We start from the raw sequence: 23,347 nt of genomic DNA, 5'->3' as shown, positions 1-23,347 counted from the left end.
ACTTAAGCCACCATTGCGACGTCGGGATCTTCATCGGTAGAGGGACAGGTGAACCAGAACACGGTTTCCTCGCCTGGGACGCTATCAAACCCGATTTCGCCGCCCATTGCCTCGACCAGATGGCGCGAGATATTGAGCCCCAGACCGGTCCCGCCACGTTGCCGCGTGTTAGAGGCCTCGGCCTGCGAGAAGGGTTGGAAAATACGCTCGCGGAATTCATCCGAGATACCGTTGCCTTGATTGGTGACAGAGATTCTCGTCATGTCGCCCATCGGGGTGGCGGTCACGGTTACGGCAGTATCTGGATAGGCGAATTTACATGCGTTCGACAGCAGGTTTGTCAGCACCTGCATGATGCGGTTCTTGTCTGTCAGCACATGGTGGTCGGGTGCGGGAGGCGCGACGGCGATCTCGACCTTCCATTCGGTGGCATAGGGTTCGACCTGCTCGGCTGCCAGTGCGACAATATCACCAAGCTTTTCGGGTCTGGAGGCAACGCTCATGCTGCCCGCGTTAATCTTTTCCATATCCAGAATGTCGTTTACCAGCGCGACCAGACGGTCGCAGTTGGCCGAGGCGATCTGGACCAGACGAACGGCACTTGCGTTCGTGTTGTCCTTGGTTTGCGCCTCAAGCAGGCCCAATGCGCCCTTGATAGAGGTCAGCGGCGTGCGCAGTTCGTGGCTGACGGTGGCGACAAAGTCGTGCTTCATCTGCTCGAGCTTGTAGGTTTCGGTTATATCGATCTGGATACCCAGCATCCGCAGTGCGGTCCCGTCCTTGGCTCTTTCCACCACCACGGCGTCAGATTTGATCCAGCGCCAGTTGTCGCGACCGACCCGAACGCGAAAGCGGGCCTCGGCGCGGTCGGTCATACCGTTGATGCAGGCCATTTCGCTCTTTTCGACAATTGCGATGTCGTCGGGGTGTATATGCTGCATCTTGCTGGCATAGGGGTTCGGGCGATTGGGGTCAGCAGGGCACTGCATGATCTCGCGCCATGTGTCTGATACCACCGACGTGTCGTTTTCCAGGTCCATATCGAAAACGCCGATATGCGCACTGCTCAGCGCAAGGCTCCAGCGTTGTTCGGTTTCCGCGATCTTGTGTGCACGGCGCTGGCTGTCGGTGATATCACGCAGCATCAGCGTAATGCGGGTTTCCCGGTCTGCAGTAAGCCAGGTGTTTTTCTCGACCTCCAACGTGCGCGGTTCGTTGGTGCCGGGCAGGGGCGGCACGACGATCTTGGTGCCCCCGTCAGCGCGATAAATGTCAACCTGGGGCAGATGGTCTTGAATGAAATCGCCGGTGGCATCCTTGGTAAGGCCTGCGGCGTTCAAGTGTCGGCGGGCGGCATTGTTGAGATGCAGGATCTCTCCCGATTGCCGCACCGAAATTATGGGAAGCATTGCGTTCTCAAGGATCGAGCGTTTTTCCTGATGCTGCGTCTCAAGTTCGCGGGTTTTGTCGGCAACGGTCTGGCTGATCGTCAGATTGCGTTTCAGGATCACCGACTGGATCACGAGGATCAGCGTGGTAATGACCAGTGAAAGCCCTAGCACAATCCACTTGGCCCTGTTGGGTTGCGCCGCTTCGAAGGTCGGCGTGCTGCCCCAACTAAAGGTCATGCGCTGGCCATAGCCATAGTGATCGCGCTTGTAAGAAAACTGGGGAACGTGATCTGGATAGGCGCTTGTTGTTCCGGGCTGAAAGGCCGTGCTGTCGGATCGATAGAAAGACACCTCTAGGTTAATAAGGTCCTTTTGAGACGGGAATAAATCGCGAAATATTTCCGGGACATCCAACATTGCAAAAGCAAACCCAAAGAATGATCCCTCACGATCGGGCGTGCTTTCGCCCGACGCAAGAGGCAGGAAAATGGGCTTGATCAGCAATGAGTGCCATTTGCCGCCATGCTCCATAGGTAAGCTGGACAGGGTTTGGTTGCTATCGCGTGCTGCTATTGCAGTGGCCAGAAAATCGGGATGATCTGAAAAAATGTTTCCCAACATGCCATCAAAAGCATTCAAGGGTGCCATATGACGCACTGTAAAATCTGTGCGGCTTGAATCCGCTTCCAAGTTATCGGGCATGGCAAAACCAATGCCATCAAGCACATAGGAACCGTCGGCGACATGGACAGATGCAGCATAGGTCAACATATCCTGCGCCGTCACCTCGTCAGAGGCCGCAATAAACCCCCCAACCCCGTCCAGCGTTCTGCCGTATTCTTCTGCGCGCTGTCCCATGGCGGCTAGTCCTTGGTCCACCAATGCATGGAACCGGTCTTGTGCCTGAACGTGCACGGTATTGCGCGCGACGAAAAAGAACAGGAACGATAAGCCGAGGCAGACGCAGAGGGTGATCAGCTGAAAGTGTGCGAGCTTACGCGGAATTATCATCTTTGCCCTGTCATCAAGAAGAGCGTCGTGGGTCGGGCGCTCTGGGTCGTTAAAGCTATCTGTGGTACGTATTGGGTGGGGAAACTGGCGGAATTATGGCGCTGTTGCGTATTTCACACAAGGCTTGCGCAGCGTTGGACGTAATTTGGGCGCATTTCCCAGAGGTAGTTCGGAACCCGCGGGGGTGACGCGTTGTTTGTTCCTGAAATGTGATTAAAAAGCCACATAGGTTCTGCGCGACGAACCGTTTAGGCTAAGTCGCGAACAATAAAGGATCGCCCCCTATGGAAGAAGTCGATGCAAACCCCGGCCTGATTTTTGATAAACTTGATGGGTGGCTGGACGGCTTCTTTAGATTGCTCCCAAATATCGGTGTCGCACTGGTGGTGGCGGTCGTCTTTTGGTTCTTGGGAATGGGCATCGGTGCGTTGATCCGCAAGACGGCAGGTCGGCGCGGGCGTGATAATCTTGGGAACGTTGGTGGCTCGCTGATGCGGTGGGCGGTGACAATTATCGGCTTTATGCTGGCCGTCACCATCATCGCGCCAACGGTCACTCCGGGGGATCTGATTGCCGGGCTCGGCGTCAGCTCGGTTGCGATAGGGTTCGCGTTCAAGGATATCTTGCAAAACATGCTCGCCGGTATTCTGATCCTGCTGCGTCAACCGTTCGAGGTTGGCGATCAGATCGTGTCGGGGGGCCATGAGGGCACTGTCGAAAAGATCGAAACCCGTGCCACGATGATCAAAACCTATGATGGTCGTCGCGTCGTAATTCCCAACTCGGACATCTATACCGACAGTGTGGTGGTCAACACGGCCTTTGACACGCGGCGGTCTGAATATGACATTGGTGTCGGCTGCAATGATGACTGGGATACGGCTCGCAAGGTCATGCAAGACGCCTGCGCTGGCGTTGAGGGCGTGGAAGCAGACCCTGCACCCGAAACAATTCCCGTCGAGCTGGGGGATTCAGCGAATATCATCCGTCTACGCTGGTGGACCAAATCTGACCGCGCGTCGCAAATCCATACGTTCGGGGCCGTGCTGCAGGCGGTCTACAAGTCGCTGGATCAAAAGGGGATCGACATGCCGTATCCGACCCAGGTGCATCTGTTCCACGACCAGACAGAAGAAACCGACGGCAACCGCCGTGCTCAGCGCGAAGGGTGGCCCGCGGGCGAGGGCGATGTGCCAAAATCGCGTGCCCAGAAACGCGACGAACAAAAGCCACAAGACCGTTCCAGCAACGCCTAGAGACCCCATCAGAGGAGGAACTACATGTTTTTCGACAACACTGTGCTCGACGTTCTGGCGCGCGGCTTTGTCCTAAGCGGTGTGGCGTTGTTCTGGATCATCTTGATGGTGCGGATCGTCGGGCTGAATTCATTCTCCAAAATGACCAATTTCGACTTTGTGACGACAATCGCCTTCGGCTCTTTGTTGGCGGGGGCGGCGCAGGCATCGGATTGGAAGGCGTTCTTCCAGACGTTGGTCGCGACGGCGTGCCTGTTTCTGTTCCAGTTTACTTTATCGTATTTTCGGCGGCGCTCCTCGACGGTGCTTCATACCATTCAGAATGCGCCGGTATATCTGATGAAGGACGGTAAAATCTGCGAAGAAGCCATGCGGGTAAAGCGTGTGTCGCGTAGCGACTTGATGGAGAAACTGCGCGAATCCAACGTCTCGCGATTAAGCGATGTACGTGCAGCGGTGTTTGAGACGACGGGCGAGGTTTCTGTCCTGTGTGGGGACGAGATAGATGACGCCATGCTGGAGTTTGTTAAAGACGTATAAGTCACATACCTGACTGTTTTAGTCGCTTGTAGTGGCGGTTGTTTTGCGCGATCTATGGGCCATGCCTATTACCTTGTCAGACTTCGAACAATCCGCCCATACGACCCTTGCCAATGACGTGTTTGCCTACCTCGAAGGCGGCGCGGAGGCAGAGCTGTCGCTAAATCAGAACCGTGCCGCCTTTGGCCGGATTGGCTTGCTGCCGAAGTTGCTGGGCGATTGCGGCGGCGGGCATACGCGCGTCACGATACTGGGGAAACCTGCCGCGCATCCTATCATGGTCGCACCCATGGCGTTTCAGCGGCTTTTCCATGCGCAGGGCGAAAATGCGACCGCGCTGGCTTGTGCGGCGCAAGAGGCGGTGATGGTGCTGAGCTGCCAGACCAGCACAGCGCCCGAAGAGATCGCAGCCATTCCCGGACGGCGCTGGTTTCAACTTTATATGCAAGCCGATCATGACAGCACGATGTCTCTGGTCACCCGCGCCGTTGCCTGCGGAGCGGAGGCACTGGTGGTCACGCTGGACGCGCCGATTAATGGCCTGCGAGACCGCGAAGTCGCGGCCGGTTTCGCCCTGCCGGACGGGGTGCGCCCCGTGATGCTGGATCCTCTGCCGCAACCGCGTCGACCTCAGTTGCAGGACGGGCAAAGCGTGGTGTTCGACGGCATGATGGTCTTTGCGCCCACGTGGAAGGATTTGACACGACTGATCGCGGACAGCCCCGTTCCGGTAATCATCAAGGGGTGCCTGCGCCCCGAGGATGCCCGCCGGTTTGTCGATGCCGGTGTTGCGGGGATCATCGTGTCGAACCACGGGGGGAGGGTGCTGGATACCGTGCCCGCACCGGTGACGCAGCTGGCCGCCGTGGTGCAAGCGTTGGGGCCGGAAGTGCCGGTCTATCTAGACGGCGGCATCCGGCGCGGGAGCGATGTGTTCAAAGCACTGGCGCTTGGGGCCGAAGCGGTGCTGGTCGGCCGCCCCGTGATGCATGGGTTGATCGTCGACGGGGCGCGGGGGGCCAGTCAGGTGCTGCGGCGTCTGCGTGACGAGCTAGAGGTGACGATGGCACTTTGTGGCTGCGCGACGGTTGCAGGCATTACCCCCGACATGCTCGCCCCGTTCGAAGAGTCGCGCCCCTAGCGGAAGCGGTAGCTGATCGGGATCGCCAGATTGAACGGACCACCCCCCATCGCCGATGGCGGACGGGGCAGGGTTTCAAGGCGGTCAAAGATGTTCAACGCGGCTTGATCCAGTACGGGCCAGCCCGATGACTTCGACACCTCGCGCGCTTTGATCTGACCGTATTGATCCAGCGTGAACGCTACCGTCGTTGTGCCCTCGGCTCGGGCGTCGCGGGCGCGGCGGGGGTAATCCTTGGCGGCGTTCAGTGCCAGTACTAGCGATTTTTGCCACTCGGTGATCTCTGCCCGCTCTGCGTCTGTCAGACCCTGTTCCTTGGCCGCGCTTTGGTCCTGTTCGTCCTGACCCGCGCTTGCCTTGGGGGCGGCAGCCGTGCTTTGCGCGGCGTTTTCGTTTTCGGTCTCTTCCTGCAACTCGGTCGGCGTTTCGGTCGCTTCCTTGTCCGTGTCGACTTCTTGATCGGGGTTGGCGATCTTGAATTGCAGTTCTGGGTCGTCCGGCGTGTGCGGTATCTGTGCGAGCAGCGGATCGTTGGATGCTTTGGCTTCTTCGCGCTCGGCAGGGCTTTCCAATGTGGCTTGGCTATCCTCGGCGGGCGGGCCATCGGGCAGGTCCGTTTCGGGCGCGGCCATGATCATCTCGACCTCGGCCAGATCAATCAGCTCGCGGCCCTGAATGCCCGCTTCTTCCGGCGGCTCATAGGCAGAGGCCTGCGTCAGCCACAGTGCGACCAGCGCACCGTGTAGGCCGATGCTCAGCCCCGCACCCAGCATCAAACCGGCTCCGTATTTCGGGGCGTAGGCAAAGCTCATTCGGGTGCGTCCTGCAAAGCGGCGGCAGGCGGAGACGTGGCAAGGTCGCCAGCCGCAGCGGGCGCGGGACCGCCCTCCTCCTCAAGCCCGACCAGCCCGATCTTCAGATAGCCTTCGCTGCGCATGCGGTTCATCACCGCCATCACTTCGCCATAAGGGACAGAGCGATCAGCATTGATATAGATGCGCGTGCCCAGATCCAGACGGGTCAGGATACCAAGACGCATGTTGAGATCACCCAAGGATACATCCTCTTCGCCGACACTGAGGCTCAGGTCCTGATGAATGGTAACAAAGACCGGATCATCGGGGCGCGGCGTGGGGGTGCCGGTGGCGACCGGCAGTTCCACGTTGACGTCCACGGTGGACAGCGGGGCCGCCACCATAAAAATGATCAGCAGCACCAGCATCACGTCGATGAACGGGGTGATGTTGATATCTGCGTTCGGGGCTAGGTCATCGCCGCCATCTGAAAGTCGCACGCCCATGGGGGTTACTCCGCTGCCAGTTTGGTGGCGATATCAGCGGTGGTGTGGGGCACGTCGGTGATACGCTCGGCGCGGTCCAGATCGCGCGACAAGCAGCGTTCCACCAGCGCCGCGGCATCCCCCACACGCGCGCGGTAGCCGGTGACGACGCGGGTGATGTGGTTATAAAGCAGCACGGCAGGGATCGCGGCGACCAGACCGATGGCGGTGGCCAGTAGCGCTTCGGCGATACCGGGGGCCACAACTGTCAGGCTGGTGCTGCCGCTTTCCGCGATGCCGATAAAGCTGTTCATGATGCCCCAGACCGTGCCGAAAAGCCCGATGAACGGCGCTGTCGACCCGATGGAGCCGAGGACCATCGCGCCCGACTGCATCGAGCGCGCGGCCCCCGCCTCGATCCGCGAAAGCTCGGATGCGACGCGTTCCTTGATGCCCGCCTTGTTCAACCCGTCCGAGATGTCGATCTCAGCCAAAGCGGCGCGGATCATGGCGCGCATGGGGCCGGAAAAGGATTTCGCCTGCGCGCCTTTGACGGCACCTGCTTTGGCAAGCTTGCGGTAAGACCGGCGCAGCCGCGCATTGGCCCAGCTGACCTGCAGGATTTTGCCCGCCCATACGGCCCAGCCCAGAACCGAGGCGATGGCCAGCCCGAACATCACCGCCTTCACGACGATATCGGCCCCCATGAACATCGCCAGCGGTGAATGGCCGCCCTGCTGCGCAGCAATGCGCATGGGGTCGGATAGGGTAGGCCCGATCCATTCATCGACCCATGTGATCAGCGCGATGTTGACCGACGCGGTGTCGGCTGCGGCCAGTTGCGGCGTCGCGATAAGGACAGCCGCCAGAAGGATACTCGGAAATTTCATGTTAGGTCTCTGCCCATTGCCGGATGAGATTGTGATAGATGCCGGTCAGGCGCACAGCGGTCGGGTCGTTCAGACCCGCGCTGGCCGACAGCTCTTGGATGGATTGATCCAGATCGAAAAGGATCTCGCGCTGGCCGCCGTCGCGGATCATCGACTGCACCCAGAAGAACGATGCAACACGCGCACCACGGGTGACAGGCGTGACCTGATGCAGCGAGGTCGACGGGTAGAGCACACAGTGCCCCGCAGGCAGCTTGACCGATTGGGTGCCGTAATTGTCTTCGATGACCAGCTCGCCACCGTCATAGTCTTCGGGATCATTCAGGAACAGCGTGCACGACAGATCGGTCCGCAGGCGCTGGCCGGTTTGCGGGTTCACGCGGATGGCATTGTCGACATGCACGCCAAAGGTCTCTGCCTCTTCGTAACGGTTGAACATCGGGGGCAGGACATGCAGCGGGAGGGCGGCGGAAACCCACGTGGGGTTGCCCATCAACCGCTGGAGCACCAGCGTCTGCAGATCAGGCAGGACGGGGCTGTCGAGGGGAATTTGCTGGTTGCGTTTGGTTTGCGCCGACTGCGCACCGGCGGTGTTGCAACCATCATCCCATTGGGCCGTTTCAATGACAGATCTAATGTGGGCAACTTCCTGCGGTGACAGGATATTTTCGACGCAGAGCAACATGGTGTATCCTTTCGAGGGGATCGGCTGGCGGCGCGGGTCTGCGCCGCCAGCCTTGGTGTGTGGTTTAGAACTTCATGCTGACAGAGATGGACGCAGAGCGACCCGGTGCCACATAGACGAACGGCGTGCCGGAGCGGTACAGCGCGTCATAGTAGGTTTCGTCCAGCACGTTATCGATGCGGAAGTTGACCGAGGCATCATCCGTGATGTGGTAATCCGCCATCAGGTCAAAGCGCCAGTAGCTCGGCAGCTCGTTGCCGTTGGTGGCCGCGAATGCGCCGCCCTGAACGCTGCCGCGCCATGTGGCTTGACCGCCAAAGCTCCACTGGTCGTTATAGTCGTAACGGGCCAGTACGTTGAACTGCTCGTGCGCGATATTCGCGAACTCTTCGCCAACGTTGTCGGGGTTGCTGCTTTTCAGCACTTCGCTGTCCATCAGGGTCGCACCGCCGAAGAGGCTCAGCTTTTCGGTGATGTTGCCGCCAAAGCCCAGTTCGATCCCGCGGACGCGGTATTCACCGGTCGCGGTGGTCACAACAGGGGAGCCGCGGCCGCCTGTGCTTTCACGGGCGTTGTCCTTGGTGGTCTGGAACAGCGCAGCGGTGGCGGTCAGGTTGCCGAACTGCCATTTCGTGCCCAGTTCGATCGCGGTGTTTTCTTCGGGCTCAAGCAGAAGGTTCGAGGAATCGATCCCGTTATAGCTACCGCCACCTGCGTCCAGTTCATCCCCGACAGGGTTGGAGGAGGTGGCATAGGACAGGTAGACCGACCCGTTCTCACGTGGCTTCCAGACAACACCGGCGTTCCAGTTGAACAAGGTGTCATCGCGCGACAGCGTTTCAGCACCGGCTTGGGTGCTGGTCCGGCTGACGCTGTAATCATCCAGACGGGCACCAAGGTTCAGCTGCCACTTCGGGTTAAAGGTGATCGTGTCGTTCAGGTACAGCGACCGTGTGGTGACATCGGTCAGCGTCGCATCTGCGCTGCGCACCGGTGTCGCTGTGGAACAGCCGCTGGTGTCGGGGTTGTAGATCGCGACGGAGCACCCTTCAAGACGGTCTTCGGCTGTGCCGCCACCCACTTCGGAGGACAGCCCGACATAGCCACGCTGGCTGATCTCTTCACGCGAAAGCGCGAAGCCCGCGATCATGTCATGGCGCGCCGAGCCGGTGTTGAAACCAAAGGAAAGCTCGCTGGTGTTCGACGCCACTTCGTTGACCTGATACCGGCTTTTAGGAGAGGCGGTCAGCGTCCAGTTCTGCGGATCGGCATCCGAGGTGTCAGGGCGCTCAGGCGCCGACACGATATAGTCGTTCTCGGTCCGGCTCAGACGCGATCGGTTGGTGAAGGTCATGCCCGGTGTGATTTCAAAGGTCGCGCCGAATGTGGCGACGCTTTGTGTCGCATCGTGGAAGTCGCGGTCGGGGTTGCCGTAGAAGGTGTCGCGGTCCAGCGTCGGACGGCCTGCAGCGGATTCGGTGAAGGGCACGTTGTTGGTGCCATCCCATGGAACGCCCCAGTCGGGCATCTGCTTCATCTGCAGCTGGTAGGCTTCGAAATCCAGTGTCAGACGGTCGGTCGCTTCGTATTCGGCAGCGATGGACAGACCCAGACGGTCGTCTTTGCTACCGTCGCGGCCGGCAACGTCACTGACTTGGGCGACGGCACCGATGCGGGTCTTGAAGCGGTCGTTCCAGACCTTGTTCCAGTCGACTTCCTGACGCGCCAGATCGGCGGTGCCAAAGGTCGTGGTGGTTTTGACAAAGTCCGTGTCCTGCGCCTTTTTGGTCACCAGATTGACCGCGCCGCCGGTGGTCGAGCGCCCACCGATGGAGCCGGACGGGCCTTTGGTGATCTCGACCTGTTCGGCCATGAATGTTTCGCGCACGGCGACACCGGAATCACGCACGCCGTCGATGAAGACGTCGTTAGAGGACCGGAAGCCGCGGATGAACAGAACGTCGCCGAATGCGTTGCCGCCTTCGCCGGTGCCCAATGTGATGCCGGGGGTGGTACGGGCGAGTTCACGCACCGATGTCGCGTTCTTGTCGCGCAGCACTTCCTGGGTGACTGCGGTGACGGTGCGCGGTGTATCCACCAGCGGTTGCGTCAGCAGCGAGTTGCCCGATTGAACGGCCTGATATCCGGCTTCGGGGTTGGCGTAGGGCGACAAGCCATTCTCGCCAGCGACGGGCGCGGCGGGGGCGGCTGCAACGGGGGCCTCGGCCACGACAGGTGCAGGGGCGGGTGCCGGTGTCGCGCGGGGGGCAGGGGCCGCCGCGGCGCGTTTCTTGGCGGGTTGTGGCTTGGGCTTGGCAGCCTGCGGCTCTGAGGTTTCAACCTCGATCCCGGGAAGCAGCAGCGGCTCGTCGCTGGATTGCGCATAAAGTGCTGCAGGAGACGTTGCGCCGATGGCGGCGGCCGTCATCATGCCGATGCTGCGGCTGGCCGTATGGCCCCGCAAGCTGTGGGGTGTTTTCATCTGTGTCATATCGCCCTCGTCATTGCCCATTCGGGCTGCTTTTAGGGGGCTGGTCACGACGATTGGCTACCTGTTATGGGGCGGGGTACTAAAGCCGATTAAAACAATCAAGTATTAAAGTTCAGTCGCCTTATGAAATTTTTTATGGGTTGCCGCCCTGCACGTTTTGCGGCGAAAGGCGCAGGCCTGCGTTGATCAATGCAGCGTTCGTGCTGCTTCACTCCGGGCGATGTCGCGTGGCGCACTCAGGTGCATCCGCTTGAGCGCGAGGCCAAAATCAGCCGCAAGCGATGCCACCAGCGGGGCCATATCCGCGCGTACCAGCAGGGTTGCGATCAGCATTGCATCTTCGCGCTGGCCCTCGGTGGCTGTGGCGATGAAATGCGCAAAGCAGGATTCATCAGCGCCAAGACATTTGCATGTCACAGAGTGGCGCATCAAAGGACGGCGACCGAACCGCGCACAAAGCGAGCAGAGCTGTTCAAACGTGGCGCGCGCCTTGGACCCGCTGGTGTTACCCAGAACGCTGGCCAGATCGCTGCCGACTTTTTCCTGCGCATCGGGCCCGTCACACCACATCCGCAAATAGATAACCGACGCCGCCTGAAGGCTGTCTAGCTCTGTGATAAACCCTACCGGCGCACCGCCGGGGTGCTGATGTGCATCCCTCATTTGGTCAGAATCAACTTGCCAGCACGCGTGATCCGCAACGTGTAGGTCTGGGTATCCAGCACGATTTGCGCCAGATCTCCGCCTTCGGTCAGGTCGCGGGCGGAATAGGTCGGAAGCGCGTTCATCGGGGTCTGGGTCTTTGGGGGGGCGTGAAAGGTCATAGGGCTGCTCTCTCGGTTGGCGTGAATAGGGGGGGCGGCACGCGGCGCGCAAAATCAGGCGGTCTGCTGGCGCAGACCTGACGGATCACGGCAATATGCGTTTTGGGAATTGGGATCATCATGGGACTCCTCACATCAAATGTGTCGGGCGTCCCCGTGATCGCGCGCGGGGTGGCTAGACATTGTCCTAAATCTGATCGAATTAATAGGGTATGTCAATCCGACAGTTTTAGTCGGAATATAGAGGACGGAGGAGTGCCAGTGATATTGTCCCGAAGCGGGGCACAAAAATACCCCCCGCAGCGCAGGGCCACGGGGGGTATTGATATTGTCGGCGCTCAGATAATGAACGCATCAGGTTCAGGTGTTAATGCGACTTCATCTCGTCGCGCAGGCCACGAATGATGGCATAGCACAAGAACAGCAGAACCACGGTAAACGGCAAACCGGTCGAGATAACCATCGACTGCAACGATTTGAGCCCGCCTGCCGAAAGCAGCAGTACGATCGCGACCGCACCTTCGAAGATGCACCAGAACACACGCTGTGGCACGGGCGCATCGACTTTGCCGCCTGCCGTGATCGTGTCGATCACCAGCGAGCCGGAGTCCGACGAGGTCACAAAGAACACGATGACCAGCACAATGCCGATCAGCGATGTGATCCCGGCGAGGGGTAGCGCATCCAGCATCGCGAACAACTGGCGCGGCAGCTCTGCTTCTTGTGCGGCGGTGTAACCGTCGCTGATCACCTGGTCGATTGCCATGCCACCAAAGACGCTCATCCACAGGACGCAGACCACGCTTGGGATCAGCAGCACGCAGGTCAGGAACTCGCGCACCGAACGGCCACGGCTGACGCGGGCGATAAACATCCCCACGAAAGGCGACCAGCTGATCCACCATGCCCAGTAAAATGACGTCCAGCCTTGCATGAAGTTCACGTCTTCGCGGCCAACCGGGTTGGACAGGGCAGGCAGGTATTCACCATAGGCCAGCAGGGACGATCCAAAGGTTGACAGGATCGCCCATGTCGGACCCACCAGAAGCACAAACACCAGCAACAGGAACGCCAGACCCATGTTGATCTCGGACAGGATTTTAACACCACCGTCCAAACCGCGCAGCACTGAGACTGTCGCAATCGCGGTGATACCGGTAATCAACAGAACCTGAGCTGTCGGGCCGACTGGCAGGCCAAAGAGCTCGTTCAGACCCGCGTTGGCTTGTGTTGCACCGAGACCCAGCGACGTCGCCAAGCCAAAGAGCGTGGCAAACACCGCTAGAATGTCGATCAGGTGACCCGGCCAGCCCCAAACACGTTCGCCCAGGATCGGGTAAAACGCAGAGCGGATGGTCAGAGGAAGACCCTTGTTATAGCTGAACAGCGCCAGCGCCAGCCCGACAACGGCATAGATCGCCCAAGGGTGCAGACCCCAGTGGTAGATCGTGGCCGCCATACCCAGACGCACCGCTTCGGCTTGATCGCCCGCGGCCGCGCCCAAAGGTGCCCAATCGGTGCGCAGGCCGTCTTCGCCAACAGCAGTGCCGCCCATGGAGCTTGAGAAATGCGACAGCGGTTCAGAGACGCCATAGAACATCAGACCGATGCCCATGCCGGCCGCGAACAGCATCGAGAACCACCCAAGGTACGTATAGTCGGGGGTCGCATCCGCACCGCCAAGACGCACACGACCCAAAGGCGTGACGATCAGCATCAGGCAGAAAATTACAAACACGTTGCCGGCAGAGATAAAGAACCAGTCAAAGCCCTTTGTCACTGACGAAAACAGCCAAGTGAACAATGCGCCCGAGTGTTCGGGCAGGGCGAGCGTGTAGAAAACAAAGGCGATGATGAACACGCCCGAGATCGCAAAGACCGGGTTGTGAATGTCAAAGCCGAAGGGCCCGACGCTGCCTTCTTTGTTGTCTTGGCCAATTTCGTAATCGGTGTCGATTACGGCAGCGGCCCCGTCGGGTGTCGGGATACCCGGCGACGTTTCATCCGTCATGAGATGCACTCCATTCTAAAGTATATGCGACCGAACATAGCGCAACTCCGACAAAACGGCCACCGTGACGGGTCGGATTAAGCAATGAATATCGTGGTTTAGATCCTGAATGCGGGGTTGACGCCCATTGGTGGGGCATCGGCTATACGTTTTTACCCCGATTTACCGCGAATCCCCTGTGCCGATGCTTAGGCGCTTGCGGCAGATGCTTTGACCTATCGCGCCGCTAAGTTCCGTCTGAACGAAGGGGGCAACCGCACGGCGGCATAGCTCTCTATCCCAAAAGATACTGCCCCCTATCCGTCGATGCCCCCGACCCCCCTGCTTGCGCAAATGAAAGCGCAGCCGTCAGCGGTCACGATAGGTCCATGACGATTTTTTATCTTGGGGGAAGACATGAAAGTTACACACACACTGCCAATTCTTGCCACGGCCGCACTGATGGCCGCCACCGCTGCCAGCGCTGATAGTTTCAGCCTCTCGGGCACCCGGTCAGCCATGCAAAGCGATATTTCGTTCAACGTTATGCAATCCGCCGGACAGGGGCAGATCAAACTGCGTCCCAAGGTCCAGCCCAAGGTGCAGGCCCGCACGACTACCATCAGCAGCCGCAGCCGGTCCTTTCAGGCGTTCAGTGGTATCAGCACGGCGGCTGACCTCAAAAGCCTCATTGCTTGGGCCGAGGCCGGCCCTAAAGGGTACGACGCCGTGCAATACGGGGCCAAGCGCCTGCCGCCGCAGCGCCCGACACAGATGACCATCGGCGAAATCTATCGCTGGATTGACCGCACACCCGGACAGCAACACGCCATTGGGCGGTATCAGTTCATACCAGCCACCTTGCGCAGCCTTGTGCGTCAGGCAGGGCTTAGCAAAAACGACCGCTTTACGCCAAAGCTGCAGGACGGGCTGGCAGATATTCTCTTGGCCGATGCGGGTTTTGTCTCGTTTAAGAAGGGCGAGATCAGCCGTCACCGGTTCATGGAGAACCTTGCGCGCATCTGGGCCGGGTTTCCCACGGCGAGCGGGCGGTCCTATTATCACGGCTATGCCGGCAACAAGGCAGTCATTTCGTGGAACGAGTTCGACGCCGTCATGAGAAAGATTTTCGCGACCAAACGCGGCTGATCCCGCGATAGGGCTTGTTCCGGGCGGATCGCCGTGGCCCAATAGGGCGGTCTGGTGTCCGCATGGCGGAAGAATCGGGAAGCGGGTGAAAGTCCCGCACGTGCCCAACGCTGTAATGGGGATGGTTTGCGCCTAGGCCACTGGAGATATCCGGGAAGGCGCGTGAACCAGAATACCCTAAGTCAGAAGACCGGCCAGACAGTACAGCTTGCACCGCATGGACAGCGGGACAGGCGCTGAAATGTATTGTTGGGGAATGAACAATGCCGATACCGTCCGCGCTGGCACCCGCCGCGCCTTTCTCAGATGCTGAACGTGATGCCGTGTACAAGGCGATCTTTACCCGCCGTGATGTGCGCGACCAGTTTTTGCCTGACCCCGTTGCAGATGATGTCTTGTACCGGATTTTGACCGCCGCGCATCACGCGCCTTCGGTCGGCCTGTCACAACCGTGGAATTTCATCGTGATCCGCGACCAGCAGGCGCGCGATCAGGTCTGGGAGGCCTTTAACACCGCGAACGAGGAAGCCGCCCAGATGTTCGAGGGCGACCGCCAGACGACCTACCGGTCGCTCAAGCTCGAAGGCATACGCAAGGCTCCCGTCAATATATGCGTGACCTGTGACCGCAGCCGTGGCGGCAAGGTCGTGTTGGGCCGCACCCACAATCAAAGCATGGACCTTTATAGCACCGTTTGCGCGATCCAGAACCTTTGGCTTGCCGCGCGCGCGGAAGGCATCGGCATGGGGTGGGTCAGTGTGTTCCGCGATGCGGATTTGCGCAGCTTGCTGGATATCCCAGACCGCATAGAGATCGTCGGCTACCTGTGTTTAGGGCACGTCGACGAGATGTATCAAACGCCCGAGCTTGAAGTGAAGGGCTGGAGCAAGCGGCTCCCCGTAAATGATATGATCTTTGACGGCAAATGGCAGGGCGACCCTTAAAGGAGGCTTTGCCCCCTGTGTCACAGGACATGTCGAATATTTGAGCAACTGGCGGAACTTTGCCGGTTCCATGACGCTCCCCCTGTGAAGCCTGCGTATGTCGCGCGGGCACTGACAGAGGATTATTTCAAATGGGCGGTATCATTTATCTCGTAGGTCTTGTGGTTGTTGTCATGGCGGTTCTTTCGCTCATCGGCCTAGCGTAATTCGACGCCGGGGAGGCATTCACATGGATACGACAATTACTGACAAAACACCCGACGGATCATATGTCGACTGGCCTGCAATTTTCGCAGGTACCGTTGTCGCTGTGGCCATTGGCCTGTTGCTGACCAGCTTTGGCGCGGCGCTTGGCTTGGCGTCGATCACGCTGGACGGGACAGATGACTCTTCTACACTTGAACTGGTGCTGACGGCGCTGTGGCTGGTGATCACACTGGTCGCGTCCTACCTTGCAGGGGGCTATATCGCTGGCCGTATGCGCCGCCGCGTTGAAAGCGCGACGGAAGACGAAGTGACTGCACGTGACGGCATCAATGGTCTGGTTGTTTGGGGCCTCGGGTCGGTTATCACTGCCGTTATGCTGTCCACCGCCTTTACTTTTGCCGCCAACACCGCAGGCAATGTTGCTGCTGGTGCAGGCAAAGCAGCCGGTACTGTTGTCGAAGCTGCAGGCTCTGCCGTGGGCGGCGCTGCAGCTGGGCTGGCTGATGCTGCCGGTGCGGCGATTCCGGACGAAGCAAAGAACGATCCGACTGACTACCTGTCGAACCAGCTTTTGCGTCCAAATCAGGTTAACCCGACCACTGCTGATCCAGAGGAGCTGGCACAACAGACCGCCAGCATTATGGCTAATGTCTACCGGACGGGCGAAGTGAGCGAAGAGGATCGGACCTATCTTGCCGGTGCCGTCGCTGCACGTACCGATCTGACACAAGCTCAGGCGAAAACGCGTGTCGATACGGTCGTGACCGAAGCGCAGGACGCGCGCCAAGAGGCCGAAGAGGCAATCGCCGCAGCCAAGGCAGAAGCCGAGCAAGCTGCTGAAGAAGCGAAAGAAGCTGCAATTGACGCAGCTCAGGCAGCCCGTAACGCGGCCATTCTGACAGCCTTTGTTCTGGCTGCTGCGTCGTTGATCGCCGGTGTCGCATCAGTTGCAGGGTCGGTCCACGGTGGCCGTCACCGCGACCAAGGCCGCTTGTTTGCCGGTCTGACATACCGCGGTTAATCCGCATTACGTGAAAATTGAGACCCCGGCTGCACATGTGGTCGGGGTTTTTTCGTTCCAGCGGCGATTCGCGAAGGTGTGCACGGCACGGAACCGTAACTGGTCAGCAGAACGCCGATCAGCTGGGCAACTCAGCTGCGAAACTTGAACAGAGGCAAAGGCAATAAGATATGATCATTAAGGGGGATCTGGTGCTGAAGGGGAGGATTGAACTCCCGACCTCGTCATTACCAATGACGCGCTCTACCACTGAGCTACTCCAGCACTGTGGGCGGGTGATTAGCCCCATTCGCAATATGGTGCAAGCGTAATCTGGACCATATCGGTTCGCTACGCTAGACAATCGACATGTCAAAGGATACCGCCCCTCAAAAGCCGCCAAAACCCAATGAATTGCGGGAAGACAGGCTAAAGGCCGCGCTGAAAGCCAATATGGGCCGACGCAAGGCGCAAGCGCGTGCGCGCAGCGACAAAACCCAAAGCGACGACGCGCAGAATGATAGCACGCAGACAGATAACGGCCCGACCGGCCAAAGCAAGGAAGGCTGAAGGATGGATTCTATTGTGGTCAAAGGCGGCGGTGAGCTGTCCGGACAAATTCCGATTGCGGGGGCCAAGAACGCTTGTCTGACGTTGATGCCCGCGACCCTTCTGTCCGAAGAGCCGCTGACGCTGACCAACGCGCCGCGCCTGTCCGATATTCGCACGATGACCGAATTGCTGCGGTCCTTGGGCGCAGAGGTGACATCAATGCAGGACGGTCAGGTTCTGGCGATGTCGTGTCATGGCGACATCAACACACGCGCCGAATATGACATCGTGCGCAAGATGCGGGCGTCGAACCTTGTGCTAGGCCCGCTCTTGGCCCGCGAAGGGCACGCGCAGGTGTCGCTTCCCGGTGGGTGCGCGATCGGTGCGCGTCCGATGGATATTCACACCGATGGTCTGGCCCTGATGGGCGCAGAGATCGACTTGCGTGACGGTTATCTGCACGCCAAGGCGCAAGGCGGCGCATTGAGAGGTGCGGTCATCGACTTCCCCTTTGCCTCTGTCGGCGCGACCGAGAACATCATGATGGCCGCGACGTTGGCCAAGGGGACGACGGTGATCAACAACGCCGCCCGCGAGCCCGAGATCGTGGACCTTGCCGACTGCCTGCGCGCTATGGGCGCACAGATTGACGGCGACGGCACCAGCCGGATCGAGATTCAGGGCGTGGACCGTCTGCATGGGGCCACCCACCGGGTTGTGACCGACCGGATCGAACTGGGCACCTATATGCTTGCCCCCGCGATGTGCGGTGGCGAAGTCGAACTGCTGGGCGGGCGCATCAACCTGCTATCGGCCTTTTGTGAAAAGCTGGATGCCGCAGGGATCGATGTGACCGAGACCGACAAGGGGCTCAAGGTCGCGCGGCGCAATGGTGTGATCAGCGCGGTCGATGTGACGACCGAACCTTTCCCGGGCTTTCCAACCGACCTGCAGGCGCAGATGATGGCGCTGCTCTGTACGGCGGACGGCACTTCGGTGCTGGAAGAGAAAATCTTTGAGAACCGCTTTATGCACGCGCCGGAGCTGATCCGCATGGGGGCAAATATTGAAGTCCATGGTGGCACCGCGACTGTTCATGGCGTCAAAAAGTTGAAAGGTGCGCCGGTGATGGCGACCGATTTGCGGGCGTCGATCTCGTTGATCCTTGCCGGTATGGCCGCCGAAGGTGAAGCACGCGTCAGCCGCGTTTACCATCTGGATCGCGGGTACGAACATGTGGTGGCAAAACTGCGCGGCGTGGGCGCAAATATTGAACGGATCAAAGAATGACCGAAGATGCACGTTTCGAAGACGGGCGCGAAGCCCCGCTGAACCTCGGCGCGTTGGACGTCGAAGACCTCAAGGTGATCTCGTCGCTGGCGCAGGATGCTGTGTTTCCGGGGTCGGAAATGCGTTGGCTGCAAAAGGAAGGGCGCTTTGCCTTGCTGCTGAACCGCGTTCGCTGGGAGGACGCCGGCAAGTCGCGTCACGCCCCGGAACGCGTGCAAACCATTTTGATGTTCAGCAACGTGCAGCGCGTCTCAAGCCAGGGCGTGAACAAGGGCGATGCGGATACCATCCTGTCGCTGTTGCAGATCGAATTCACCGAAACCGACGCGCCATCGGGTGACGTGCTGCTGACACTCGCAGGGGACGGCGTGATTCGTCTGACCGTCGAAGCGCTGGATGTGACGTTGAAAGATGTGACGCGCCCCTATGCGGCCCCGTCACGCAAGCTTCCGGAACATCCGGCCTAAGCGTTCTTTCTTGTCCCTCGTCGCGCAGCCTGACTGTGCGACGATTCTTCAAAGCCCATTGCGCCGCGCAAAGGACATCCGATGCCCCAATTCCTAGACTTTGATCAGCCCGATTTTGAACAGGCGTTTACAGCGCTGCTGTCGGCCAAACGCGAAGACAGCCCCGATGTGGACGACACGGTCGCCGACATTATCGCGCAGGTTCGCGCGTCGGGTGATGCGGCTGTGATCGCATTGACCAAGAAATTCGACCGTATCGCCCTGACGCCCGAGACCCTGCGCATCACGGTAGCCGAAGTTGACGCGGCCGTGGCCGAAGTATCGACCGAGGACCGTGCCGCGCTTGAGCTTGCCGCCGCGCGTATCCGCGCCTACCACGCGCGCCAATTGCCAGAGGATGCCGAATGGCAGGACGACACGGGTGCAACGCTCGGCTGGCGGTGGAGCGCGGTTTCTGCCGCAGGGCTTTATGTGCCGGGCGGTCTGGCGAGCTATCCGTCCTCTGTTTTGATGAATGCGATCCCTGCCAAGGTTGCGGGCGTCGAACGGCTTGCGATGGTTGTGCCCACGCCGGATGGGGTTTTGAACCCGCTGGTGTTGCTGGCTGCGCGGCTGGCGGGCGTCGATGAGATTTACCGCATCGGCGGGGCGCAGGCAGTGGCCGCACTGGCCTATGGCACCGACACGATCCCGCCCGTCGACACGATCACCGGCCCCGGCAACGCCTATGTTGCCGCCGCGAAACGGCGGGTGTTCGGCAAGGTTGGCATTGATATGATCGCGGGGCCGTCGGAAATTCTTGTGATCGCGGATGGGGATAATGACGCCGATTGGATCGCACTCGATCTGCTCAGCCAGGCCGAGCACGATGAAAGCGCCCAGTCGATCCTGATCACCACAGATCCGGCGTTTGGCCGCGCTGTATCGGATGCCGTGGATGCCCGACTGGAAACGCTGGAACGGCGCGCGATTGCGGGCACCAGCTGGCGCGAGAACGGGGCGATCATCACCGTGCCGGATCTGGCGACCGCCGCCAAGCTGAGCAACCGTATCGCTCCTGAGCACCTTGAACTTTGCGTCGCGGATGTGGATGCGCTGAGCGCGCAGATCACCCACGCGGGCGCGATCTTCCTTGGTCAATGGACGCCAGAAGCGATTGGCGATTACGTTGGCGGGCCGAACCACGTGTTGCCAACGGCACGCTCTGCACGGTTCTCCAGCGGGCTGTCCGTGTTAGATTTTATGAAGCGGACGACTTTGGCGCGGATGACACCGGATGCGTTACGCGCCATTGGCCCGTCGGCAGAACGACTGGCGCGATCCGAAAGCCTCGAGGCGCACGGTCTCTCGGTCACCGCACGGCTGAGCAAACTGAACGACTGACGCAACGGCCCTTTGCCCGGTCCGCCGATGTCAATTGTAGAACCCCGCCGCCCGGTCTAAGGTCGGCGGGATAGACACTAAATGAGACGTCCCCATGTCCCGGATCACGCATATTGCGATTGACGACGCGAACCTGCCCCCACCCACGCCCGAGATAGAACAAGAGCGCAAGGTCGCGATGTTTGACCTGCTGGAGGATAACGTTTTTACCCTGCCAGTGCGCGACGACCGTCCTGTGCCACAGGGGCCGTACCATCTGGGACTGTCGATCCGCGACAAACGTTTGGTGTTTGATGTGAACACTGAAGCCGCTGAAAAGGCGGCAGAATTCCATCTGTCGCTGGGGCCATTCCGGCAGGTTGTCAAAGACTACTTCCAGATTTGCGAATCCTACTTTGAGGCCGTCAAGAAATCAGCGCCAGCTCAGATCGAGACCATCGATATGGCGCGGCGCGGGATTCACAACGAAGGCTCTCGGGTGCTGCAAGAGCGGCTTGAAGGCAAGGCCGAGATCGACACCGACACGGCCCGCCGCCTGTTCACCTTGATCTGCGTTCTGCATTACGGCGGCTAGATGATCCAGAAACTGCCCCAATCGGTGCTGTTTTGCTGCGATCACAACGCGGTACGGTCGCCTATGGCCGAAGGGTTGATGAAAAAGTTCTACGGCACGGGCACCTATGTGCAATCCGTCGGCGTGATGAACGATCTCGAGATCGACGGCTTTTCGATCGCAGTTTGCCAAGAACTGGACGTTGAGCTGTCGCGCCATCGGTCGCGCAGCTTTGACGAGATGGAAAATTGGGGCGATGACCTAAGTTCGTTTGACCTGATCATCGCGCTGAGCCCTGCCAGCCAACGCCGCGCGCTGGAGCTGACACGCTTTTATCACCTGACGGTGGAATATTGGCCCATTCTTGATCCGACGGGCTTGGGTGAAACCCGTGAGGCCAAGATAGAACAGTATCGGGCGGCCCGCGATCAGATCAAGGATCGCCTGATCGACCGTTTCGGCCCGCCAACACGCCCAACGTCTTAGGGCAGGGGGCCCCCCTGCCGCCGGAACCTTAATTATTCAGGTGGCGCTGCACAGGGTCGATGCGGTCTGCCCGTAGGCTTTCCAGACGGCCCAGAAATCATTGTCGCTTTTGTTATCGGACTGGCGCGCCTCTTGCAGGGTGTGCGGGTCGCCGAATACGCGCGCACCGCGGCGTTGATCAGACGAGGAAAGCTCTCTGTCGGCGACGGCCTGAATGCATCCGCAGCGTGCGGCGCTGGCTTGTTTGCGACCCGACTGCAAGCAAGCGGAATTAATCGGTCCCGTGGCAAAAAGCACAGCGCCCCGGCCAAGTCCGCCGCTGGGGTTATAGCCGCGCGGCCCCCCGCAAGCGGCCAGCGTGCCAACAACACATAAAATCGTGAAAAGTCGTACCATCGTTTTGCCTCATCTCTTGGACGCCGGGTTGATCCCGAGGCTGCCCTAACTGCTGCTGGCATTTATGCCGTAAAACTGCAGGTTGGGCAATTCACGATTGATGATGCAAACGGAAATGCCTTTGCCCAAAAAGATCGGGCAAAGGCGAATGTTGCTTAGAACTCCCAGCGTGCGCCGACGAAGGTCACGTCCAGATCCTGATAGGATGCCGACGCGTCGTCGAAGTCATAGCTGCGGTGTGTCGCGTAAAGCTCGGTGTTATACGCATCAAGACGCTGCACAACGGCGACACCCACGGAAGAGGTGCTGGAGCCTGCGACAACGAAATCGTTCCCGTCGTAGTAATCAACCGAGAAGGATGTCTCGCCCGCGGCGATGTAATCGCGCGTGATGCCTGCTTTGATGTAAGCGTAATCCGCGTCACCCGCGACTTTGCGGCCAGCAGAAACGGCAAGGTTCAGACCGGTTGGTTGGTGCAGAACAGCGGCGGAGCCCATGACCAGATCGTTGCTGGTGTCACGGAACGAATAGCCTAGACGTGCATCGACCGAATAGTCGCCGTAGTCTTGAACGTAGCGTGTACCAACATCGGTGTAGTCGTTGTCATTGCCCGAGCTCAGGACTTCTTGACCGTAGGATACGGAGGCAGAGAAGCCGTTGAAGACTGGGGTGTCATAGCGAACGCGGAAACGACGGCTGCCGTCAAACGACCCGTTGGCTGCCCGCGATATCGCTGATGCCTACATAGGCTGCAACGCCGGTACGCGAGAAGTCTGCTTCGGCGGAGCCGTCAGTCGACGTGCTACCCTGACCAAACGAGAAGATACCCGCGTTTGGTGTGCGGTACGCCAGTTCCAGCTTGCGCAGCTCGGTGCGGTGGTAGTCGACGTCCAGGCTGTCGTCGGAACCGTTGATGGCGGAAGACCCGGTCAGGCCAAGGCCCGCTTCGAAGGTCAGGCGCAATTCGGAGCCGTTTTGCAGCGCTTGGGTCATGGTCAGGCCGACGCGGCTGTTGGAGTTATCGTTGTCGATAAACGTGGTGTTTGTATCGACGCCGTCGTCAACGCTCAGAACGCCAAGTTCGGGAGTGTCATGAACTTTGTGTATCTGGTCTGGCCCATGCGGGTTTTAGATACAGTCACGCATTGAAGCGATCCTCAAACATTATGGCGAAATGATTGCGGGCCGCAAACCATTCTCGAACATTTCGGCCGCCTTTCTCAAACTTGCGGATCGCCAAGTAGATCAGCTTCGTGGCTGCGCCTTCGGTCGGGAACGATCCCCGCGTCTTAATCGATTTGCGGATTACACGGTTCAAGCTTTCAATTGCGTTGGTGGTGTAGATGATCTTTCGGATGGCGGGATCAAAAGCAAAGAACGGGATCACTTCCTGCCAAGCCCTGCGCCAGGCCGGTGCGATGG

General features: G+C 59.5%; 25 protein-coding genes, 1 tRNA gene and 1 riboswitch. Of the genes, 12 read left to right on the top strand and 14 right to left on the bottom strand.

Annotated features, from left to right (window positions below; genetic code table 11):
- Nucleotides 1–2: 2 nt before the first annotated feature.
- Entirely contained in the window at nt 3–2,249 is a 2,247-nt protein-coding gene (locus BLQ98_RS16280; RefSeq protein ID WP_244148466.1) for an ATP-binding protein, read from the bottom strand.
- A gap of 437 nt (nt 2,250–2,686) precedes the next feature.
- Between BLQ98_RS16280 and BLQ98_RS16275 the strand changes: the two genes are divergently transcribed.
- The 3 genes from BLQ98_RS16275 (at nt 2,687) to BLQ98_RS16265 (ending at nt 5,339) form a co-directional block, all read left to right on the top strand.
- Nucleotides 2,687–3,658: a mechanosensitive ion channel family protein gene (locus BLQ98_RS16275; protein WP_093734298.1), complete on the top strand. Its 972-nt coding sequence runs from the start codon at nt 2,687–2,689 to the stop codon at nt 3,656–3,658.
- A 24-nt stretch (nt 3,659–3,682) separates the two neighbouring features.
- A complete protein-coding gene (locus BLQ98_RS16270) occupies nt 3,683–4,198 on the top strand; it encodes a DUF421 domain-containing protein (protein ID WP_093734297.1) in 516 nt (171 codons plus the stop codon).
- A 61-nt stretch (nt 4,199–4,259) separates the two neighbouring features.
- Complete coding sequence (locus tag BLQ98_RS16265; RefSeq protein WP_093734309.1) at nt 4,260–5,339, top strand: alpha-hydroxy acid oxidase; 1,080 nt, start codon at nt 4,260–4,262, stop codon at nt 5,337–5,339.
- Here the strand turns inward: BLQ98_RS16265 and BLQ98_RS16260 are convergent.
- The 8 genes from BLQ98_RS16260 to BLQ98_RS16225 form a co-directional block, all read right to left on the bottom strand.
- Nucleotides 5,336–6,151 carry an energy transducer TonB gene (locus tag BLQ98_RS16260; RefSeq protein ID WP_093734296.1) on the bottom strand — a complete coding sequence of 272 codons (816 nt, stop codon included), beginning with the start codon at nt 6,149–6,151 and terminating at the stop codon, nt 5,336–5,338. The genes BLQ98_RS16265 and BLQ98_RS16260 overlap by 4 nt on opposite strands.
- Complete coding sequence (exbD, locus tag BLQ98_RS16255; protein WP_093734295.1) at nt 6,148–6,639, bottom strand: TonB system transport protein ExbD; 492 nt, start codon at nt 6,637–6,639, stop codon at nt 6,148–6,150. The genes BLQ98_RS16260 and exbD overlap by 4 nt, the downstream gene beginning before the upstream one ends.
- A gap of 5 nt (nt 6,640–6,644) precedes the next feature.
- Complete coding sequence (gene exbB, locus BLQ98_RS16250) at nt 6,645–7,508, bottom strand: tonB-system energizer ExbB (protein WP_093734294.1); 864 nt, start codon at nt 7,506–7,508, stop codon at nt 6,645–6,647.
- A 1-nt stretch (nt 7,509) separates the two neighbouring features.
- Nucleotides 7,510–8,193, bottom strand: a complete 684-nt coding sequence (locus tag BLQ98_RS16245; protein WP_093734293.1) for a Fe2+-dependent dioxygenase — start codon at nt 8,191–8,193, stop codon at nt 7,510–7,512.
- 64 nt (nt 8,194–8,257) lie between these two features.
- A complete protein-coding gene (locus BLQ98_RS16240; RefSeq protein ID WP_093734292.1) occupies nt 8,258–10,705 on the bottom strand; it encodes a TonB-dependent receptor in 2,448 nt (815 codons plus the stop codon).
- A 165-nt stretch (nt 10,706–10,870) separates the two neighbouring features.
- Nucleotides 10,871–11,347 (bottom strand): hypothetical protein, encoded by a 477-nt coding sequence (locus BLQ98_RS16235; protein WP_093734291.1) that lies wholly within the window; start codon nt 11,345–11,347, stop codon nt 10,871–10,873.
- On the bottom strand, nt 11,344–11,508 hold the full coding sequence (hemP, locus tag BLQ98_RS16230) for a hemin uptake protein HemP (RefSeq protein WP_093734290.1): 165 nt from the start codon (nt 11,506–11,508) through the stop codon (nt 11,344–11,346). Before hemP ends, BLQ98_RS16235 begins: the two co-directional genes overlap by 4 nt.
- Before the next feature lie 367 nt (nt 11,509–11,875).
- A complete protein-coding gene (locus tag BLQ98_RS16225; protein ID WP_093734289.1) occupies nt 11,876–13,519 on the bottom strand; it encodes a BCCT family transporter in 1,644 nt (547 codons plus the stop codon).
- A gap of 396 nt (nt 13,520–13,915) precedes the next feature.
- Here BLQ98_RS16225 and BLQ98_RS16220 point away from each other — a divergent pair, with 396 nt between their 5' ends.
- The 3 genes from BLQ98_RS16220 (at nt 13,916) to BLQ98_RS16210 (ending at nt 16,819) form a co-directional block, all read left to right on the top strand.
- Nucleotides 13,916–14,647: a lysozyme family protein gene (locus BLQ98_RS16220; RefSeq protein ID WP_093734288.1), complete on the top strand. Its 732-nt coding sequence runs from the start codon at nt 13,916–13,918 to the stop codon at nt 14,645–14,647.
- Nucleotides 14,648–14,682: 35 nt separating this feature from the next.
- A riboswitch (cobalamin riboswitch) is annotated at nt 14,683–14,860 on the top strand.
- Between the two features lie 50 nt (nt 14,861–14,910).
- Entirely contained in the window at nt 14,911–15,591 is a 681-nt protein-coding gene (gene bluB / locus BLQ98_RS16215) for a 5,6-dimethylbenzimidazole synthase (protein ID WP_093734287.1), read from the top strand.
- 229 nt (nt 15,592–15,820) lie between these two features.
- Entirely contained in the window at nt 15,821–16,819 is a 999-nt protein-coding gene (locus tag BLQ98_RS16210; RefSeq protein ID WP_093734286.1) for a hypothetical protein, read from the top strand.
- Between the two features lie 189 nt (nt 16,820–17,008).
- Here BLQ98_RS16210 and BLQ98_RS16205 read toward each other — a convergent pair.
- Nucleotides 17,009–17,083 (bottom strand) — tRNA-Thr (locus BLQ98_RS16205).
- A gap of 84 nt (nt 17,084–17,167) precedes the next feature.
- Between BLQ98_RS16205 and BLQ98_RS16200 the strand changes: the two genes are divergently transcribed.
- The 6 genes from BLQ98_RS16200 to BLQ98_RS16175 all read left to right on the top strand — a co-directional run bounded on the left by BLQ98_RS16200 (nt 17,168) and on the right by BLQ98_RS16175 (nt 21,529).
- Complete coding sequence (locus tag BLQ98_RS16200) at nt 17,168–17,368, top strand: hypothetical protein (RefSeq protein ID WP_093734285.1); 201 nt, start codon at nt 17,168–17,170, stop codon at nt 17,366–17,368.
- 3 nt (nt 17,369–17,371) lie between these two features.
- Entirely contained in the window at nt 17,372–18,640 is a 1,269-nt protein-coding gene (gene murA, locus BLQ98_RS16195; RefSeq protein WP_093734284.1) for a UDP-N-acetylglucosamine 1-carboxyvinyltransferase, read from the top strand.
- On the top strand, nt 18,637–19,107 hold the full coding sequence (locus BLQ98_RS16190; RefSeq protein ID WP_093734283.1) for a DUF2948 family protein: 471 nt from the start codon (nt 18,637–18,639) through the stop codon (nt 19,105–19,107). The genes murA and BLQ98_RS16190 overlap by 4 nt, the downstream gene beginning before the upstream one ends.
- Nucleotides 19,108–19,188: 81 nt before the next feature.
- Entirely contained in the window at nt 19,189–20,490 is a 1,302-nt protein-coding gene (gene hisD / locus BLQ98_RS16185) for a histidinol dehydrogenase (protein WP_093734282.1), read from the top strand.
- A gap of 94 nt (nt 20,491–20,584) precedes the next feature.
- Nucleotides 20,585–21,064 (top strand): UPF0262 family protein, encoded by a 480-nt coding sequence (locus BLQ98_RS16180; protein ID WP_093734281.1) that lies wholly within the window; start codon nt 20,585–20,587, stop codon nt 21,062–21,064.
- Complete coding sequence (locus BLQ98_RS16175) at nt 21,065–21,529, top strand: arsenate-mycothiol transferase ArsC (RefSeq protein WP_093734280.1); 465 nt, start codon at nt 21,065–21,067, stop codon at nt 21,527–21,529.
- A gap of 36 nt (nt 21,530–21,565) precedes the next feature.
- Here the strand turns inward: BLQ98_RS16175 and BLQ98_RS16170 are convergent, their stop codons facing one another.
- The 4 genes from BLQ98_RS16170 to BLQ98_RS16160 all read right to left on the bottom strand — a co-directional run.
- Entirely contained in the window at nt 21,566–21,925 is a 360-nt protein-coding gene (locus BLQ98_RS16170) for a hypothetical protein (RefSeq protein ID WP_093734279.1), read from the bottom strand.
- Nucleotides 21,926–22,080: 155 nt separating this feature from the next.
- Complete coding sequence (locus BLQ98_RS18535) at nt 22,081–22,656, bottom strand: porin (RefSeq protein WP_244148467.1); 576 nt, start codon at nt 22,654–22,656, stop codon at nt 22,081–22,083.
- The gene (locus BLQ98_RS18530) at nt 22,628–22,918 is read right to left on the bottom strand and encodes a hypothetical protein (protein ID WP_244148465.1); all 291 of its coding nucleotides are present in this window, start codon (nt 22,916–22,918) and stop codon (nt 22,628–22,630) included. The genes BLQ98_RS18535 and BLQ98_RS18530 overlap by 29 nt, the downstream gene beginning before the upstream one ends.
- A gap of 145 nt (nt 22,919–23,063) precedes the next feature.
- Nucleotides 23,064–23,347: transposase (locus BLQ98_RS16160; RefSeq protein ID WP_141135359.1), on the bottom strand; the 284-nt coding region annotated here is incomplete at its 5' end.

This window comes from Sulfitobacter litoralis (genome assembly GCF_900103185.1).
Classification (GTDB): domain Bacteria; phylum Pseudomonadota; class Alphaproteobacteria; order Rhodobacterales; family Rhodobacteraceae; genus Sulfitobacter; species Sulfitobacter litoralis.
The sequence above is the reverse complement of the archived record's forward strand: the minus strand, read 5'-3'. Positions and strand labels throughout refer to the sequence as shown.

What these genes read in the sequence shown, in the direction of transcription:
- exbB (WP_093734294.1), bottom strand. Translation starts at nt 7,508, where the DNA reads ATGAAATTTCCGAGTATCCTTCTGGCGGCTGTCCTTATCGCGACGCCG.
- BLQ98_RS16180 (WP_093734281.1), top strand. Translation starts at nt 20,585, where the DNA reads ATGTCCCGGATCACGCATATTGCGATTGACGACGCGAACCTGCCCCCA.
- BLQ98_RS16270 (WP_093734297.1), top strand. Translation starts at nt 3,683, where the DNA reads ATGTTTTTCGACAACACTGTGCTCGACGTTCTGGCGCGCGGCTTTGTC.
- murA (WP_093734284.1), top strand. Translation starts at nt 17,372, where the DNA reads ATGGATTCTATTGTGGTCAAAGGCGGCGGTGAGCTGTCCGGACAAATT.
- BLQ98_RS16190 (WP_093734283.1), top strand. Translation starts at nt 18,637, where the DNA reads ATGACCGAAGATGCACGTTTCGAAGACGGGCGCGAAGCCCCGCTGAAC.
- hisD (WP_093734282.1), top strand. Translation starts at nt 19,189, where the DNA reads ATGCCCCAATTCCTAGACTTTGATCAGCCCGATTTTGAACAGGCGTTT.
- BLQ98_RS16170 (WP_093734279.1), bottom strand. Translation starts at nt 21,925, where the DNA reads ATGGTACGACTTTTCACGATTTTATGTGTTGTTGGCACGCTGGCCGCT.
- exbD (WP_093734295.1), bottom strand. Translation starts at nt 6,639, where the DNA reads ATGGGCGTGCGACTTTCAGATGGCGGCGATGACCTAGCCCCGAACGCA.
- BLQ98_RS16240 (WP_093734292.1), bottom strand. Translation starts at nt 10,705, where the DNA reads ATGGGCAATGACGAGGGCGATATGACACAGATGAAAACACCCCACAGC.
- BLQ98_RS16275 (WP_093734298.1), top strand. Translation starts at nt 2,687, where the DNA reads ATGGAAGAAGTCGATGCAAACCCCGGCCTGATTTTTGATAAACTTGAT.
- BLQ98_RS18530 (WP_244148465.1), bottom strand. Translation starts at nt 22,918, where the DNA reads ATGACCCAAGCGCTGCAAAACGGCTCCGAATTGCGCCTGACCTTCGAA.
- BLQ98_RS16260 (WP_093734296.1), bottom strand. Translation starts at nt 6,151, where the DNA reads ATGAGCTTTGCCTACGCCCCGAAATACGGAGCCGGTTTGATGCTGGGT.
- BLQ98_RS16265 (WP_093734309.1), top strand. Translation starts at nt 4,260, where the DNA reads ATGCCTATTACCTTGTCAGACTTCGAACAATCCGCCCATACGACCCTT.
- BLQ98_RS16245 (WP_093734293.1), bottom strand. Translation starts at nt 8,193, where the DNA reads ATGTTGCTCTGCGTCGAAAATATCCTGTCACCGCAGGAAGTTGCCCAC.
- BLQ98_RS16235 (WP_093734291.1), bottom strand. Translation starts at nt 11,347, where the DNA reads ATGAGGGATGCACATCAGCACCCCGGCGGTGCGCCGGTAGGGTTTATC.
- hemP (WP_093734290.1), bottom strand. Translation starts at nt 11,508, where the DNA reads ATGACCTTTCACGCCCCCCCAAAGACCCAGACCCCGATGAACGCGCTT.
- BLQ98_RS16280 (WP_244148466.1), bottom strand. Translation starts at nt 2,249, where the DNA reads ATGGGACAGCGCGCAGAAGAATACGGCAGAACGCTGGACGGGGTTGGG.
- BLQ98_RS16200 (WP_093734285.1), top strand. Translation starts at nt 17,168, where the DNA reads ATGTCAAAGGATACCGCCCCTCAAAAGCCGCCAAAACCCAATGAATTG.
- bluB (WP_093734287.1), top strand. Translation starts at nt 14,911, where the DNA reads ATGCCGATACCGTCCGCGCTGGCACCCGCCGCGCCTTTCTCAGATGCT.
- BLQ98_RS16175 (WP_093734280.1), top strand. Translation starts at nt 21,065, where the DNA reads ATGATCCAGAAACTGCCCCAATCGGTGCTGTTTTGCTGCGATCACAAC.
- BLQ98_RS16225 (WP_093734289.1), bottom strand. Translation starts at nt 13,519, where the DNA reads ATGACGGATGAAACGTCGCCGGGTATCCCGACACCCGACGGGGCCGCT.
- BLQ98_RS16220 (WP_093734288.1), top strand. Translation starts at nt 13,916, where the DNA reads ATGAAAGTTACACACACACTGCCAATTCTTGCCACGGCCGCACTGATG.
- BLQ98_RS16210 (WP_093734286.1), top strand. Translation starts at nt 15,821, where the DNA reads ATGGATACGACAATTACTGACAAAACACCCGACGGATCATATGTCGAC.